At 58.1% G+C, this 15,447-nt stretch carries 16 protein-coding genes; 6 read left to right on the top strand and 10 right to left on the bottom strand.

Translation table 11 applies throughout. The features are described 5' to 3' along the window. Positions 1-17: 17 nt before the first annotated feature. Entirely contained in the window at positions 18-2,060 is a 2,043-nt protein-coding gene (gene prlC / locus G7090_RS22225; RefSeq protein WP_166184574.1) for an oligopeptidase A, read from the top strand. A 7-nt stretch (positions 2,061-2,067) separates the two neighbouring features. Further along, complete coding sequence (rsmJ, locus tag G7090_RS22220) at positions 2,068-2,820, top strand: 16S rRNA (guanine(1516)-N(2))-methyltransferase RsmJ (protein WP_106995299.1); 753 nt, start codon at positions 2,068-2,070, stop codon at positions 2,818-2,820. Positions 2,821-2,907: 87 nt separating this feature from the next. Here rsmJ and uspA read toward each other — a convergent pair whose 3' ends face one another. After that, the gene (uspA, locus tag G7090_RS22215) at positions 2,908-3,345 is read right to left on the bottom strand and encodes a universal stress protein UspA (RefSeq protein WP_032615029.1); all 438 of its coding nucleotides are present in this window, start codon (positions 3,343-3,345) and stop codon (positions 2,908-2,910) included. Between the two features lie 282 nt (positions 3,346-3,627). On the opposite strand from uspA, the gene uspB reads away from it, so the two are divergent. Further along, the gene (gene uspB, locus G7090_RS22210; protein WP_106995298.1) at positions 3,628-3,963 is read left to right on the top strand and encodes a universal stress protein UspB; all 336 of its coding nucleotides are present in this window, start codon (positions 3,628-3,630) and stop codon (positions 3,961-3,963) included. 59 nt (positions 3,964-4,022) lie between these two features. On the opposite strand, the gene pitA is transcribed toward uspB, so the two are convergent. Then, positions 4,023-5,519: an inorganic phosphate transporter PitA gene (gene pitA / locus G7090_RS22205; RefSeq protein WP_106995297.1), complete on the bottom strand. Its 1,497-nt coding sequence runs from the start codon at positions 5,517-5,519 to the stop codon at positions 4,023-4,025. Positions 5,520-5,749: 230 nt separating this feature from the next. Between pitA and G7090_RS22200 the strand changes: the two genes are divergently transcribed. After that, positions 5,750-6,946, top strand: a complete 1,197-nt coding sequence (locus G7090_RS22200; RefSeq protein WP_166184569.1) for an NAD(P)/FAD-dependent oxidoreductase — start codon at positions 5,750-5,752, stop codon at positions 6,944-6,946. 139 nt (positions 6,947-7,085) lie between these two features. After that, entirely contained in the window at positions 7,086-8,111 is a 1,026-nt protein-coding gene (locus G7090_RS22195; RefSeq protein ID WP_166184566.1) for a TerC/Alx family metal homeostasis membrane protein, read from the top strand. A gap of 82 nt (positions 8,112-8,193) precedes the next feature. Here the strand turns inward: G7090_RS22195 and G7090_RS22190 are convergent, their stop codons facing one another. The 3 genes from G7090_RS22190 to G7090_RS22180 all read right to left on the bottom strand — a co-directional run bounded on the left by G7090_RS22190 (position 8,194) and on the right by G7090_RS22180 (position 10,660). Further along, positions 8,194-8,856: an HAD family hydrolase gene (locus G7090_RS22190; protein WP_207630088.1), complete on the bottom strand. Its 663-nt coding sequence runs from the start codon at positions 8,854-8,856 to the stop codon at positions 8,194-8,196. 94 nt (positions 8,857-8,950) lie between these two features. Further along, positions 8,951-9,745, bottom strand: a complete 795-nt coding sequence (locus G7090_RS22185) for an SDR family NAD(P)-dependent oxidoreductase (protein ID WP_166184561.1) — start codon at positions 9,743-9,745, stop codon at positions 8,951-8,953. A 54-nt stretch (positions 9,746-9,799) separates the two neighbouring features. Beyond that, positions 9,800-10,660 carry a LysR family transcriptional regulator gene (locus G7090_RS22180; RefSeq protein ID WP_166184557.1) on the bottom strand — a complete coding sequence of 287 codons (861 nt, stop codon included), beginning with the start codon at positions 10,658-10,660 and terminating at the stop codon, positions 9,800-9,802. 99 nt (positions 10,661-10,759) lie between these two features. On the opposite strand from G7090_RS22180, the gene G7090_RS22175 reads away from it, so the two are divergent. Continuing rightward, positions 10,760-11,266 carry a phenolic acid decarboxylase gene (locus tag G7090_RS22175; RefSeq protein ID WP_166184555.1) on the top strand — a complete coding sequence of 169 codons (507 nt, stop codon included), beginning with the start codon at positions 10,760-10,762 and terminating at the stop codon, positions 11,264-11,266. Between the two features lie 5 nt (positions 11,267-11,271). Here the strand turns inward: G7090_RS22175 and acpT are convergent, their stop codons facing one another. Genes acpT through G7090_RS22150 form a run of 5 tightly spaced genes read right to left on the bottom strand, consistent with a single transcriptional unit; the run spans position 11,272 to position 15,446 of the window. Continuing rightward, the gene (acpT, locus tag G7090_RS22170) at positions 11,272-11,853 is read right to left on the bottom strand and encodes a 4'-phosphopantetheinyl transferase AcpT (protein WP_106995290.1); all 582 of its coding nucleotides are present in this window, start codon (positions 11,851-11,853) and stop codon (positions 11,272-11,274) included. 2 nt (positions 11,854-11,855) lie between these two features. Further along, complete coding sequence (locus tag G7090_RS22165) at positions 11,856-13,085, bottom strand: beta-ketoacyl-ACP synthase (protein WP_166184552.1); 1,230 nt, start codon at positions 13,083-13,085, stop codon at positions 11,856-11,858. Then, positions 13,082-13,813 (bottom strand): 3-ketoacyl-ACP reductase FabG2, encoded by a 732-nt coding sequence (locus G7090_RS22160; protein ID WP_166184549.1) that lies wholly within the window; start codon positions 13,811-13,813, stop codon positions 13,082-13,084. Before G7090_RS22160 ends, G7090_RS22165 begins: the two co-directional genes overlap by 4 nt. After that, positions 13,810-14,283, bottom strand: coding sequence for a 3-hydroxy-fatty acyl-ACP dehydratase (locus G7090_RS22155; RefSeq protein WP_166184546.1), 474 nt, complete (start codon positions 14,281-14,283; stop codon positions 13,810-13,812). The genes G7090_RS22160 and G7090_RS22155 overlap by 4 nt, the downstream gene beginning before the upstream one ends. Beyond that, a complete protein-coding gene (locus G7090_RS22150) occupies positions 14,280-15,446 on the bottom strand; it encodes a beta-ketoacyl-[acyl-carrier-protein] synthase family protein (RefSeq protein ID WP_166184543.1) in 1,167 nt (388 codons plus the stop codon). Before G7090_RS22150 ends, G7090_RS22155 begins: the two co-directional genes overlap by 4 nt. Position 15,447: the final 1 nt, after the last annotated feature.

Genomic DNA, 15,447 nt, shown 5'->3' with positions numbered 1-15,447 from the left:
TTAACAGGACAGTGCTTATGACCAATCCATTACTGACGCCTTTTTCGTTGCCACCGTTTTCCTCCATTCTGCCTGAACACGTTGTTCCCGCTGTCACCAAAGCACTGGACGATTGCCGTACCGCCGTCGAAAGCGTGGTTGCGCAGGGGGCCCCTTACAGCTGGGAAAACCTGTGTCAGCCGCTGGCGGAAGTGGATGATGTGCTTGGCCGCATCTTCTCCCCGGTCAGCCACCTGAACTCAGTGAAAAACAGCCCGGAGCTGCGTGAAGCCTACGAACAAACCCTGCCGCTGCTGTCGGAATACAGCACCTGGGTCGGCCAGCACGAAGGGCTGTACCAGGCGTACCGCGATCTCCGTGAGGGCGATAACTATGCCACCCTCAACATCGCCCAGAAAAAGGCGGTTGATAACGCCCTGCGCGATTTTGAACTGTCGGGCATCGGTCTGGCGAAAGACAAGCAGCAGCGTTACGGCGAAATCGCCACCCGCCTGTCCGAGCTGGGCAATCAGTACAGCAACAACGTGCTGGACGCTACCATGGGCTGGACGAAGCTGATTACCGACGAAGCCGAACTGGCAGGTATGCCTGAGAGCGCACTGGCGGCGGCGAAAGCCCAGGCCGAGGCGAAAGAGCAGGAAGGTTACCTGTTGACCCTGGATATCCCCAGCTATCTGCCGGTGATGACCTACTGCGACAACCAGGCCCTGCGTGAAGAGATGTACCGCGCCTACAGCACCCGCGCCTCCGATCAGGGTCCGAATGCCGGTAAGTGGGATAACACCCCGGTGATGGCGGAAATCCTCGCCCTGCGTCACGAGCTGGCGCAGCTGTTGGGCTTTGACAGCTACGCGGATAAATCCCTCGCCACCAAAATGGCGGAAAACCCACAACAGGTGCTGGACTTCTTAACCGATCTGGCCAAACGCGCCCGTCCTCAGGGCGAGAAAGAGCTGGCCCAACTGCGTGCCTTTGCCAAAGCGGAGTTCGGCGTCGATGAGCTGCAGCCGTGGGATATCGCGTATTACAGCGAGAAACAGAAGCAGCATCTCTACAGCATCAGCGATGAGCAGTTGCGCCCATACTTCCCGGAAAACAAAGCCGTTAACGGCCTGTTTGAAGTGGTGAAACGCATCTATGGCATCACCGCCAAAGAGCGCAACGATGTGGAAGTGTGGCACGACGATGTCCGTTTCTTCGAACTGTATGACGATAAAAACGAACTGCGCGGCAGCTTCTATCTCGACCTCTATGCTCGCGAAAACAAACGCGGCGGCGCGTGGATGGACGACTGCGTGGGCCAGATGCGTAAAGCCGACGGCTCGCTGCAAAAGCCGGTGGCCTACCTGACCTGTAACTTCAACCGTCCGGTCAGCGGCAAACCTGCGCTCTTCACCCATGACGAAGTGATCACCCTGTTCCACGAGTTCGGTCACGGTCTGCACCATATGCTGACCCGTATCGAAGCCGCAGGCGTGGCCGGTATCAGCGGTGTGCCGTGGGATGCGGTCGAACTGCCAAGCCAGTTTATGGAAAACTGGTGCTGGGAGCCGGACGCACTGGCCTTTATCTCCGGCCACTACGAGACCGGTGAGCCGCTGCCAAAAGCGCTGCTGGATAAAATGCTGGAAGCGAAAAACTACCAGGCGGCGATGTTTATCCTGCGTCAGCTGGAGTTCGGCCTGTTCGATTTCCGTCTGCATGCTGAGTTCAGCCCGGAGCAGGGCGCGAAGGTGCTCGAAACCCTGGCGGAGATCAAGAAGCAGGTTGCCCTGATCCCTGGCCCGGCCTGGGGTCGTTTCCCGCATGCGTTCAGCCATATCTTTGCGGGTGGTTATGCGGCGGGTTACTACAGCTACCTGTGGGCCGACGTGCTGGCGGCAGACGCCTACTCCCGCTTCGAAGAAGAGGGGATTTTCAACCGCGAAACCGGTCAGTCGTTCCTCGATAACATCCTGACCCGCGGCGGTTCCGAAGAGCCAATGGAGCTGTTCAAACGCTTCCGTGGTCGCGAGCCACAGCTGGATGCGATGCTTGAGCATTACGGCATCAAGGGTTAGTTGATTCGTGAAGATTCACTTAGTAGATGAGACAGGCGCCGGAGACGGCGCCTTATCTGTTCTGGCGGCCCGCTGGGGGCTGGAACACGATGAAGAAAACCTGATGGCGCTGGTGATGACGACAGCGCATCTGGAATTGCGTAAACGCGACGAACCGAAACTCGGCGGCATTTTTGTTGATTTCGTCGGTGGCGCAATGGCCCACCGGCGCAAGTTTGGCGGCGGTCGCGGTGAAGCGGTCGCCAAAGCGGTGGGGATCAAAGGCAGCTATCTGCCGGATGTGGTGGATGCCACCGCCGGACTGGGGCGCGATGCGTTTGTGCTGGCCTCGGTGGGCTGTCGGGTGCGGATGCTGGAGCGCAACCCGGTGGTCGCCGCCCTGCTGGATGACGGCCTGGCCCGCGGCTATGCCGATCCGGAGATTGGTTCATGGTTGCAGGAGCGGTTACAGCTGATCCATGCCTCCAGCCTGACGGCGCTGACGGATATCACCCCGCGTCCGCAGGTGGTCTATCTCGACCCCATGTTCCCGCATAAGCAGAAAAGCGCGCTGGTGAAGAAAGAGATGCGGGTGTTTCAGTCGCTGGTGGGGCCGGACTTAGACGCAGATGGTCTGCTGGAACCTGCTCGCCTGCTGGCAACGAAGCGGGTAGTGGTTAAACGTCCGGACTATGCCCCGCCGCTGGCGGAGGTCGCGACGACCAATGCGGTGGTGACCAAAGGGCACCGGTTTGATATTTATTCCGGCACCCCGGAATAAAAAAGCCGGATGGCGGCTTCGCCTTACCCGGCCTACGGTTTGGTTTTGTAGGCCCGGTAAGCGTTAGCGCCACCGGGCATTTCGCACTTACTCGTCGTCTTCGTCGCGCAGCGGCACAATCAGCATATCCACGTGCACGGTGTTAATTAGCTGACGCGCTGAGGACATCAGCTTGCTCCAGAAGTCCTGGTGATGGCCGCAGACCACCAAATCCATATCGTATTTCTTGATTGCATCGACCAGCACCTGTCCCAGGTCGCCGCTGCCGCTCAGGGTTTCGGTGATTGGATAGCCCGCGTTGGTGGAGAGTTCGGTCAGCGCCTGGTGAGTCTCTTCGGAGATACGCTTCTGCATGTCGCCCAGATTCACATCAATCAGGCCGGTATAGAGATCGGAGTAGTTAACGTCCACGTGAATTAAGGAAACTTTCGCATTGTACGGACGCGCCATGGATACCGCTTTATCAACCAGCACCTTGCTCTCCGGGGAGAGGTCAACCGCGATAAGAATGTGTTTATAAGCCATAGTGTTACTCCTTCCTTAAGTTATCGATGACCAATGCGTTTAGCAGTCGTCTACCTGCTTTCATTACGGCCCAGTTAAACAAAATTTTCAAGCATTGGTGTTGATAACGATTAACCTTGTGGCAAAAAAATTAGCGGATCTCCTACACTATGAATAAGCCGTTCGGATACTAAAATGTGAAGCCGATCGGCTTTTGAGTCTCTCTTTCACTGAACCGTCTGTCAGGGCATGGGTGCGGTAGTCCCGAAGCATTGCTTCGCGGGCGGACGCCGGGGAGGAAGTATGATTAGCACCGTCGCATTGTTTTGGGCGTTATGTGTGGTTTGCATCGTGAATATGGCGCGTTATTTCTCGTCCTTACGCGCGCTATTAGTAGTACTTCGTGGCTGCGATCCGTTGCTTTATCAGTATGTCGACGGTGGGGGCTTCTTCACCTCGCATGGGCAACCCAGTAAACAGATGCGCCTGGTGTGGTATATCTATGCCCAGCGTTATCGCGATCATCATGATGATGAGTTTATCCGCCGCTGCGAGCGCCTGCGCCGTCAGTTCATTCTGACCAGCGCGCTGTGCGGCCTGGTAGTGGTGAGCATGGTGGCTCTCCTCATCTGGCATTGAGCGCAAAAAAAAGCGGGCCAGTTACCTGACCCGCTTTTAGCGTTGTTATCTGCCTGCGATTAGAGGAATTGCAGGGAGGTCCAGTACAGACCGCCAGACAGCAGAATGGAAGCCGGCAGGGTAAACACCCAGGCCATCAGAATGCTGGTCACGGTTTTGCGCTGCAGACCGCCGCCATCAACCAGCATGGTACCCGCCACGGACGAAGAGAGAACGTGGGTAGTGGATACCGGCATACCGGTGTAGCTTGCCAGACCGATAGAGACCGCTGCCGTCATCTGAGCAGACATCCCCTGGGCATAGGTCATGCCTTTCTTACCGATCTTCTCGCCAATCGTTGTCGCCACGCGACGCCAGCCGACCATCGTACCGAGGCCCAGCGCCAGCGCCACCGCCATGATGATCCAGATCGGTGCGTACTCGATGGTATTCAACATGTCGACTTTCAGCTTCTTCAGCAGACGTTTGTCGTCAGCAGAAACTTCCGGCAGTTTGGACACTTTTTCGGTCACGTCGGAGATGCACAGCATGATACGACGCATCTGGCCACGCTGCTCAGGCGTGAGCTTGTCGTAGCTTTCAACATCGGTCAGCATGCCTTTCGCCCGCTCCAGCGCGTTGATCGCATTGGCCGGATGGCAATGGAACTCAGCCGGTTGGGTTGCGCCTGCTTCCGGAGAAGGGATCAGCTGATCAACGCCGGTGGCTTTTTTCAGCAGGTCAGGACGCTGCTGGAAATAGGTTTCGACGTTATTGATTGCGTCACGGGTACGGGTAATTTCGTAGCCGGTGGCATTCATATTCACCACGAAGCCCGCCGGTGCCACGCCGATCAGCACCAGCATTACCAGACCAATCCCTTTCTGGCCGTCGTTCGCGCCATGAGAGAAGGCCACGCCGATAGCAGAGACGATCAGGGCAATACGCGTCCAGAATGGCGGCTTTTTCTTACCGTCTTTCTTTTCACGCTCGGCTGGCGTCAGGTGGATACGGGCACGTTTTTTGGTGCCGCTCCAGTAACGACGCAGCAGGAAGATCAAACCACCCGCGACAACCAGACCGACAATCGGAGAAATAATCAGTGAACCGAAGATACCTATTACTTTAGGGATATTCAGCGCGTCCACCACAGACGTACCGGTCATCAGCGCATTGGTTAAACCAATACCGATGATGGCGCCGATCAGCGTGTGAGAACTGGATGCTGGCAGGCCGAAATACCAGGTACCGAGGTTCCAGATAATTGCAGCAAACAGCAGCGAGAACACCATGGCCAGGCCATGGCCGGAACTGACATTGAGTAGCAGATCCGTTGGCAGCATATGCACAATGGCGTAGGCTACGCTCAGACCTCCCAGAAGAACACCAAAGAAGTTAAACACCGCGGCCATCACAACCGCAACTTGCGATCGTAAAGCACGAGTGTAGATAACCGTTGCGACTGCGTTCGCAGTGTCATGGAAGCCGTTAATCGCTTCGTAGAACAATACAAAGGCCAGAGCAAGCAAGAGTAAAAGCCCGGTATGAAAATCCAGGCCAGCAAACAAATGTAGCATAGGACGTTACGCCATCTTGAGGACATGAACGCGGCGCATTATCCAGGACAAATGCGCAACGGGCAAAGTGAAATATAGACTTTTTTTGATTTGCCTACTGACATAAGCGTAGCAGTAAAAGAATTATTTATTAAATTTCAATTAAATGAATGAGATCGCGGATATTTAAGCTGGAACGCTTCTTGAGGAAACTTTACAATTCGCGCCCTCAAAATCAGGAGAATCGAGACGTGGAAAAGTATGATGCCATTATTATTGGCGCCGGTGCGGCAGGTTTATTCTGTGCGGCGATGGCCGGACAGGCAGGGCGCCGGGTTCTGCTGCTCGATAACGGCAAAAAACCAGGTCGTAAGATCCTGATGTCTGGCGGGGGCCGCTGTAATTTTACTAATCTTTATATCGAACCCGCGGCTTATTTGAGTCAGAACCGTCATTTCTGTAAATCTGCACTGGCACGCTACACTCAGTGGGACTTTATTGAACTGGTAGGCAAACACGGTATCGCCTGGCATGAGAAAACTCTCGGCCAGCTGTTTTGCGACGACTCGGCGCAACAGATTGTCGATATGCTGGTAGCCGAGTGCGAAAAAGGTCAGGTTACCCTGCGTTTGCGCAGCGAAGTGCTGGAAGTTGCCCGCGATGAGACGGGTTATACCCTGCAGCTGAACGGTGAAACGGTGAGTGCGGAAAAGCTGGTGATCGCCAGCGGCGGGCTCTCAATGCCAGGGCTGGGCGCGTCGCCGTTTGGCTATAAAATTGCCGAACAGTTTGGTCTGAAGGTGCTCCCGACCCGTGCCGGTCTGGTGCCGTTCACCCTGCATAAACCCTTACTGGAGCAACTGCAAACGCTCTCCGGCGTCTCGGTACCTTCGGTGATCGCCGCTGAAGACGGCACCGTATTTCGTGAGAACCTGCTCTTTACCCACCGCGGTCTCTCCGGCCCGGCGGTACTGCAAATCTCCAGCTACTGGCAGCCGGGGGAGTTCGTCACCGTCAATCTGGTGCCGGATTGCGATCTTCAGAATTTCCTCGACGAACAGCGCGCGGCGCATCCTAACCAGAGCCTGAAAAACACCTTAGCCATGCAGCTGCCGAAGCGGCTGGTGGAGTGCCTGCAGCTGCTGGGGCAGATTCCCGATGTGTCGCTGAAGCAGCTCAACAGCCGTGACCAGCAGGCGCTGGTGGAGACCTTAACCGCCTGGCGCGTGCAGCCCAACGGCACCGAAGGCTATCGCACCGCGGAAGTGACCCTCGGCGGCGTCGACACTAACGAACTTTCGTCCCGCACCATGGAGGCCCGCAACGTGCCGGGACTCTATTTTATCGGGGAGGTGGTGGACGTGACCGGCTGGCTGGGCGGCTACAATTTCCAGTGGGCCTGGGCCAGCGCCTGGGCCTGTGCTGAAGCGCTGGCAGCGGGTGAATAAAAACGCAGAACTACGTTAATGTAAGGTAAAATACGGCGGTTTACTTTTTAAGGGGAGAAGGTCGTTAACGGTCCCCCCTTTTCTTTACTGGCTTCGCCAGTCTGCATGGTTTGTATTTTGTCTTCAAAAAGGGTTGTGTATGTCATCTGCTCATCTCGGTTTCCCGACGGAAACCGTTGTTGTATTTGTGGTTATGGCTGTCGGGGCGATGTTTATCGACCTCTTCATGCATCGCCATGACAAACCGATTTCACTGAAAAGTGCCGCGCTCTGGTCGATCTTCTGGGTAATGACCGCAATGGCGTTCGCCGGGTTCCTGTACGTTCATCACGGTGCCGAAGTGGCGAGCCTGTTCCTCACCGGTTATGCGCTGGAGGAGGTGCTCTCCGTTGATAACCTGTTCGTGATGATGGCGATTTTCGCCTGGTTCGGCGTGCCGGATCAGTATCGTCACCGGGTGCTCTACTGGGGGGTGATTGGCGCTATCGTCTTCCGCGGGATCTTCGTCGCCATCGGCACCAGCTTGCTGAGCCTCGGGCCGTACGTGGAAGTGGTCTTTGCCCTGATTGTGGCCTGGACGGCGGTAATGATGCTCAAGCGCGGCGAAGAGCAGGACGAGATTGAGGATTACTCTCAGCACCTGGCTTACCGGGCGGTCAAACGCTTCTATCCGATCTGGCCGAAAATCACCGGCAACGCCTTCCTGCTGAGCCAGAAAGAGGTGGATGCCGAGCTGGAAAAACCGGAGAACCAGGATGTGATGGTCGGACGGGTGAAGAAGGCGAAGCGCTATGCCACGCCGCTGCTGCTCTGCGTGGCGGTGGTGGAGCTTTCCGACGTGATGTTCGCCTTTGACTCGGTACCGGCGATCATCGCCGTCAGCCGCGAGCCGCTGATCATCTACAGCGCGATGATGTTTGCGATCCTCGGCCTGCGTACCCTCTATTTTGTGCTTGAGGCGCTGAAGCAATACCTGGTGCATCTGGAGAAAGCGGTGATCGCGCTGCTGTTCTTCGTGGCCTTTAAGCTCGGCCTGAACGCTACGGATCACTTCTGGCATCACGGCTATGGCATCGGGGCCACGGCGAGTCTGTTAGTGGTACTGGGCGTGCTGGCGATGGGAATTGTGGCGAGCCTGCTATTCCCGGGGAAACGGGAAGCCTGAGTGGTATTGCCCGGCGGCGCTGCGCTTGCCGGGCCTACGGATGTTGTAGGCCGGGTAAGGCGACGCCGCCACCCGGCATGTTTTACGGCTTAATAGGTGAATTCCGGCGCGCACGCGGCGGATGGAAATGCCGCCAGTGCGGATCCTGCGCCGCAGCCAGCAGTTCGTGATCGCCGCGGGTATCGCCCCAGGCGCGCACATGGTAATTGTTCAGGCTGCCGTAGACGTTCTCCAGTCGGGCCACCTTCTGCGCACAGCGACAGTTATGCCCGGTGATCCGCCCGGTCAGCTTGCCGTCTTTCACTTCCAGCTGGGTGCCAATAAGCTTAATGCCGAGCTTGTCGGCCCAGGGCTGCAATACCAGCGCCGGTGATGCCGAGCAAATCGTCACTTCCGCACCGGAGTTCACTTCCGCGGCCACCGCCAGTACGCCCTGCGGGCGCATCAGTTTGTTCCAGTATTTCTCGCAGAACAGTTCGGCCTGCTGACGCAGCCAGCGCTCATCCACGCCGGTCAGGAAGGTCCGAATCAGCACCTCTTTCAGCTCGTCACGGGTCAGCTTGCGGCGCACACAGTGAATGGTCGGTAAGGCCATCCGCACCAGGCGACCGGCAAAATAGCGTTTGCCGAACGCAAAGCGTAAGAAAGGGATAAAGCTGTCGTGATGCGTCAGCGTGCCGTCGAAATCAAATACGGAAAGCACGCTGGATTTTGCCACTGCCTCATCGGCAATCATATTGGTCATAACGAAGTCTTAGCTGAAATATAGATTCTGCCCCCAGTTTACCTGCTTTAGCAGCAGATGCCACCCGCCAGCGGACGGGCGGCCACTGGCATGGCTAGATAATATCGTCCACCACGCCGCCATCGACGCGCAGCGCCGCGCCGGAGGTAGCAGACGCCTGCTGGGAACAGACATAGACCACCATGTTCGCCACCTCGTCTACCGTGGCAGCCCGCTGAATGACCGAGCTTGGGCGGTGAGTCATGACGAACTCTTTCGCCAGCGTCTCCAGTGATTTCCCGGTTTTCGCTATCTCGTCTTTCATCATCTCCGCGAAGCCGTCCGACATCGTCGGGCCTGGCAAGACGCTGTTCACGGTGACACCGCTGCCGGCGACAAATTTGGCCAGCCCGCGCGCCAGTGACAGCTGGGCGGTTTTCGTCACGCCGTAGTGGATCATGTCCGCCGGAATATTGCAGGCCGACTCTGAAGAGATAAACACCACCCGGCCCCAGCCTTTTTGTACCATGCCGGGCAGTAGGGCGCGGGACAGACGTACCCCGGACATCACGTTGGTTTGCCAGTAGTTATTCCAGGTCTCGTCGTCGGTGGCGTAAAAATCCTGCGGCCCGTAAATTCCGGCGTTGTTCACAAGAATATCGACGCCAGAGGCGACCTTCAGCAGCTCCTCCACGCCGTCAGCAGTGCTGAGATCGGCCATCGCCGCCCGCACCTGCACGCCGGGTATCGCCTGCTGCAGCTCCTGGATGCCCCGGTTGACCGAGTCGATGCTGCGTCCGTTAACAATCACCTCTGCACCGCTTTCTGCCAGCCCTCTGGCGATGGCGAAGCCAATGCCGCCGGTGGAGGCGGTTACGAGCGCCACTTTCCCCGTAAGATCGATTTTCATGGTCTGCTCCATGTCATAGTTGAAGTTCAGACCGTTAAGCGTAGCAGTTCACCTTTACGACGGCTGGCTGAAGAGGTGCAGTAAGGTTTCAACCTGTTCGTCGAGCGGGGCGAGCGTGCGTTTTACAATCAGATGCAGCGGTGTGGCTCGGCGCGTGCCGTGGTTCAGGGGCACTGTTTTCAGCACACCGCTTTCCAGCTGTTGCTGAATTCGCTCTTCCGGCAGCCAGCCATACCCCACCTGATACATCACCGCATCGATAGCAGCGTCGATGGTGGAGAAGGTCCAGGCTTCGCCGCCGGGAGGCGCGGCGTAGTTCTGCCCGGCGATCTGGATGAGCGGCCAGGGGCGTAGCATTTCATCAGTGAGCGGCGTGTCGTGTGCAAACAGCGGATGATCCCGATGCGCCACGGCGACAAAATCGATATTCATCAGCCACTCGCCGCGCCCGGTCACATCCTGGCGGCGGGTTAGCACCATCACGTCGGCTTCGCCCGGGATCAGCGCCTCGCCGGCGTTCTCAAGTATTTCGGTCAGATGCACCTCGGTTTGCGGATAGCGCTGCTGAAACTGGCGCAGAATGGCAAACAGATGACGGCGAGGGAAAATACTGTCCACCACCACATCCAGTCGGGTACGCATCCCGTTGCGTAGCGTCATGGCGCGAGTCTCCAGCAGGGTAAAGGCGTTCAGCAGCGGTTTGACCTGATTTAACAGCAGCTCCCCTTCCGGGGTCAGCACCGCCTTACGACCCGCCTGAACCAGGAGCGCCACGCCCAGCCGCTCCTGCAACAACGCCAGGTTATAACTGACGGACGACTGGCTGCGATGCGTCTCCTCTGCGGCGCGGGCAAAGCTGCCCAACTCAACGACGCGTTCAAGCAATGACCACTGCTCAAGGGTAGTTTTGTGCATGACTCATCTAATTTTTGAATGAATTTGATTAAATCATAGCGTTATTCATCTAATTTTTGCAGGCGTAAGATGGCCTCATTGAAACAGAGGAGACAGAATATGAGCCATTTTGATAAACATGATTTGAGCAGTTTCGTCGGCAAACATCTGGTATACACCTACGATAACGGCTGGAATTACGAGATTTATGTCAAAAACGAACAGACCCTCGACTACCGTATTCACAGCGGGATCGTGGCGAACCGTTGGGTTAAAGATCAGCAGGCGTATATCGTTCGCGTGGGCGAGAGTATTTATAAAATTTCGTGGACTGAACCGACCGGTACCGATGTGAGCCTGATTGTGAACCTCGGCGACAAGCTGTTCCACGGCACTATCTTCTTCCCGCGCTGGGTGATGAATAACCCGGAAAAAACCGTCTGCTTCCAGAACGATCATATTCCGCTGATGGTCTCTTATCGCGAGGCGGGCCCGGCCTATCCAACCGAGGTCATAGATGAGTTCGCCACCATTACCTTTGTGCGCGACTGCGGTGCCAATAACGATGCTGTCATTGACTGTGCTGCCAGCGAGCTGCCGGCAGACTTTCCGAATAATTTGAAATAAGCGGGTTACAGAACCTGAAGTGCACCGTTATGAAGAGTGAAGGGCGTTGGCGTACAGACGGCGAGGCTGAGTTCGCCGTGCTGGAAATGGCTGACGCTCAGCGCAGAGGTAAAGGTGCTGTCAACGCTGACAATCTGCCAGGCGCTGCCGCCGCGCTGTTTAACGATCGCCTCTTTGCGCGTCCAGATGCGCCAGAAAGCCGACAGTTTTGCCTCCGGCGCCTCCCGCTCCAGCTCGTCATGTTCCGCGACGCTAAAGACGGCATTCGCCAGCGCCTGCCAGTTATCCCGGGGGCGGATCACTTCGATGTCGCAGCCCACTTCCCCCTCATCGCTTAACAGCAGGGCGATATCATCCCCGCTGTGGCTCAGGTTAAACCAGTACGGATGGGCATCGACGAAGGCGGGTTTCCCCTGTTCTCCGAAGATGATTTCCGGCACCGGGGAGGGCGACAGGGCCCGGGCGAGCAGAGTTCGCCCGGCCAGCCAGGGGTTGCGACGCGCCCCCTGGGGCGCCTGTTCGGCCAGCACTGACGCCAGAGGGTCAGCGCTGAGGGTAGAAATTTTTCCCAGTACAAACTGGTACATAGTCACGCCCAGCGTTTAATGATTATAGAAGTGTTGATGCCGCCGAACGCGAAGTTATTGCTTTGTAGATATTCGCAGTCAATATGACGGGCTTTTCCCATAATATAATCTAATGCACCGCATTGCTCATCTGGTTGTCTTAAATTGATGGTCGGAACGAACCAGCCCTCGCGCATCATCTCCAGACTCATCCAGGCTTCCAGCGCCCCGCAGGCCCCCAAAGTATGACCAAAATAGCTCTTTAAGGATGAAATTGGCACGCTGTCGCCAAACACCGCGGCGGTGGCCTGACTTTCGGCGATATCGCCCCGATCGGTCGCCGTACCGTGCGCCGATATGTAGCCTATAGCCTGCGGGCTCAGTCCGGCGATTTTCAGCGACTTCTCCATGCAGATCTGCATCGTTTCCCGCTGCGGCTGGGTGATATGCGCCGCGTCGCAGTTGGTGGCGAAGCCGACAATTTCCCCGTAAATGGTCGCGCCACGCGCCTTTGCATGCTCCAGCTCTTCCAGGATTAAGGTTCCGGCCCCTTCGCCAATCACCAGCCCGTCGCGCTGGATATCAAAGGGAGACGGCGTGGCCTCCGGCGCGTCGTTACGCTGGCTGGTGGCGAACAGGGTATCGAACACCGCCGCTTCCGACGGGCAGAGCTCTTCTGCGCCACCCGCCACCATCACCGTCTGATAGCCGTGGCGAATCGCTTCCCACGCATAGCCAATCGCCTGGCTGCCGGATGTACAGGCGCTGGAGGTCGGGATCACCCGCCCACGCAGACCGAAGAACAGGCCAGTGTTAACGGCCGTGGTGTGCGGCATCATCTGCACGTAGGTGGTGCCGGTGATGTTATTGGTGTGCTTCTCGGTGAGCATGGTGGCGAACTCGCTGATCGGCCCGGTGCTGCCGGTGGACGAGCCATAGGCAATCCCGGTTTCACCCTGGGTCAGAACCGGGTCGTCAATCAGCCCCGCCTGCGTCAGCGCCAGTTCGGTGGCGCGGGTCGACAGCAACGACACCCGGCCCATCGCGCGGATGCGCTTGCGGGTGTAGTGCTCCGGCAGGGTAAAATCGTCGATCGGCGCGCCCAGCAGGGTATGCAGACCTTCATACATCGCCCACTCCGGCATCTTACGCACCGCGTTTTTATAGTCCAGCAAGCGGGCAGCAACCGCCTGCCAGTTTTCCCCAAAGGCGGTGATGCCGCCCATGCCGGTAATCACCACGCGACGCGTCATAACATTCCTCCATTAATGGAAATGACCTGACGCGTTACGTAGCCCGCACTATCCGACATCAGATAGCTGGCCAGTCCGGCCACCTCGTCCGCCTGGCCCATTCGTTTCATGGGGATGCTGGCCATCGCCTCTTTCAGCGCGGCCTCTTCCATCTCGATCATCCCGGTATCAATCAGCCCGGGTGCGATGCAGTTAACGGTGATATTGCGCTTCGCCAGCTCGATCGCCAGCGCTTTGGTAGCACCGATAATGCCCGCCTTTGCCGCGCTATAGTTCACCTGACCCCGGTTGCCCATCACCCCGGAAACGGATGAGAGGGTGATAATGCGCCCGCCTTTGCGGGTGCCAATCATCGGCATGATGCAGGGGTGAATGACGTTGTAAAAGCTGTCGAGATTGGTGTGGATCACGCTGTCCCAGTCCTCTTCGCTGAGCGCCGGGAAAGCACCATCGCGGGCGATCCCGGCGTTGCTGACCACGCCATACCAGGGGCCATGAGCCTCGATATCCTGCTCCAGCACCTCGCGGCACTGCGCGCGGTTACCCACGTCAAAAGAGAGCAGACGCCCGTGGCCACCCGCCAGTTCGATAGCCTTCAGGGTTTCCTCTGCGCCAGCGGCATCGCGGTGGTAATGCACCCCGAGGGTAAACCCGTCTGCGGCAAGTTTAAGGGCGATGGCCCGGCCAATGCCTTTGCTGGCGCCGGTGACCAGAACGGAACGACTCATTGACTTACCCCCTGTTTAAACAGTGTTGCTAATTCCTGCTGACTGGGCTGAAAGGTGTTCACCCGCCCGGTGGCCAGCGTGGCCCCATCGGCAATGATGGCGCACTCGAAGCTGCTAAAGCGTTCATCCTGCATCAGCAGGGTAACAGTGACCGTTAAGACGCTGTTGGCGGGAAAGATCCCCGCAGCGCACACCAGTTCGCGCGCCCCAACCACCATACCAAGCGACAGGCTCTCCTGTCCCTGCTGCTGACGATGCCAGCCTGACCAGACCCCAACCGTCTGGGCCATCAGTTCGAGGGCATACCAGCCCGGCAGATCGCCCGTGGCGTTCAGGAACGGCACCAGCACGCCATGCGGATCGACCGTGACGCGGCAGTCGGCGGACTCTGCGGTGACGCTCTCGACCGATTCGAGCAGCAGCATGGGCGCGTCGTGAGGCAGATAGTCGGTCGGGGATAAATAACTCATGACACTCTCCCCAGCAGGATGCTGGCGTTATTGCCGCCAAAGGCGAAGGAATTGGACAAAATCACCGCTTTTTTCAGCGCGATGGGCTGATGCAGCACGCCGCAGGCGGCGAGGGTCGGATCCGGCGCATAGCGGTCAAAATCCTGGGCGGGCAGCGGCAGGTCGCGGGTCAGGATCAGCCAGCTCAACGCGGCCTCGGTGATCCCCGCCGCGCCCAGCGTATGGCCGGTCAAATGTTTGGTTGAACTGCAGGGCACGGCCTCGCCAAACAGATCATGCACCACCCGGGATTCAATCTGATCGTTAAGTGGGGTCGCGGTACCGTGCAGATTGATATAGCCCACCTCATCCGGGGTTAATCCGGCGTCGTTCAGCGCCTGGGTAATGGCGCGGATTGCCCCTTCACCTTGCGGGTGCGGGGCAGAAATATGATACGCATCGCTCGACTCGCCGGTTCCCAGCAGCGCCACTGGCTGCGGCTCGCGGGTAAGCACCATCAGGGCTGCCGCTTCGCCAATGGTGATCCCCCGCCGGTCACGGCCAAACGGCTCGCACAGCGTGGTGGAGAGCGATTCGAGGCTGCTAAAGCCATTCACCGGCATCCGGCTCAGCGTGTCTGCCCCGCCAACGATGGCGATATCCACCAGTCCGGCATCAATCAGCCGACGCCCGCTGATGATCGCCCGCGCGCTGGAGGAGCAGGCGGTCGACAGGGTGTAAGCCGGGCCTTCCAGATCCAGCCAGTTCGCCAGAAAGCGCGACGGATCGCCCAGCTCCTGCTGCGCGTACCGCCAGTTAACGCTGGTTTCACCGTTATGCGTCAGGCGCACATGCGCGTCGCCCTCGTCGAGCCCGGAGGTGCTGGTGCCCATGACCACCGCCACCCGGTCGCGGCCGTAACGGGCAATGGCCTCATCGACGGCAGGCTGGATCTGCGCCAGCGCGGCCAGCAGCAGCTGATTGTTGCGCGTACGGTGCGCGGCAAGGTTATCCGGGATCGCCGGTAATTCACCCTCAACGCCGCCCAGTACCGCGTCCTGGCCCTGCAGCCAGCCGCGGCGAATATGCATCCCGGGGGCCACGCCGCGCGTCAGGTTAGCGGCAACCTCGTCGGGGGCGTTGCCCAGGGCGTTGACCAGGCCCACGGCAGAAATGTAGATCATC

Source organism: Leclercia sp. 29361, assembly GCF_011290365.1.
GTDB lineage: Bacteria > Pseudomonadota > Gammaproteobacteria > Enterobacterales > Enterobacteriaceae > Enterobacter > Enterobacter tamurae.
Note: the sequence above shows the minus strand (reverse complement) of the source record. Positions and strands in the feature narration are given on the sequence as shown.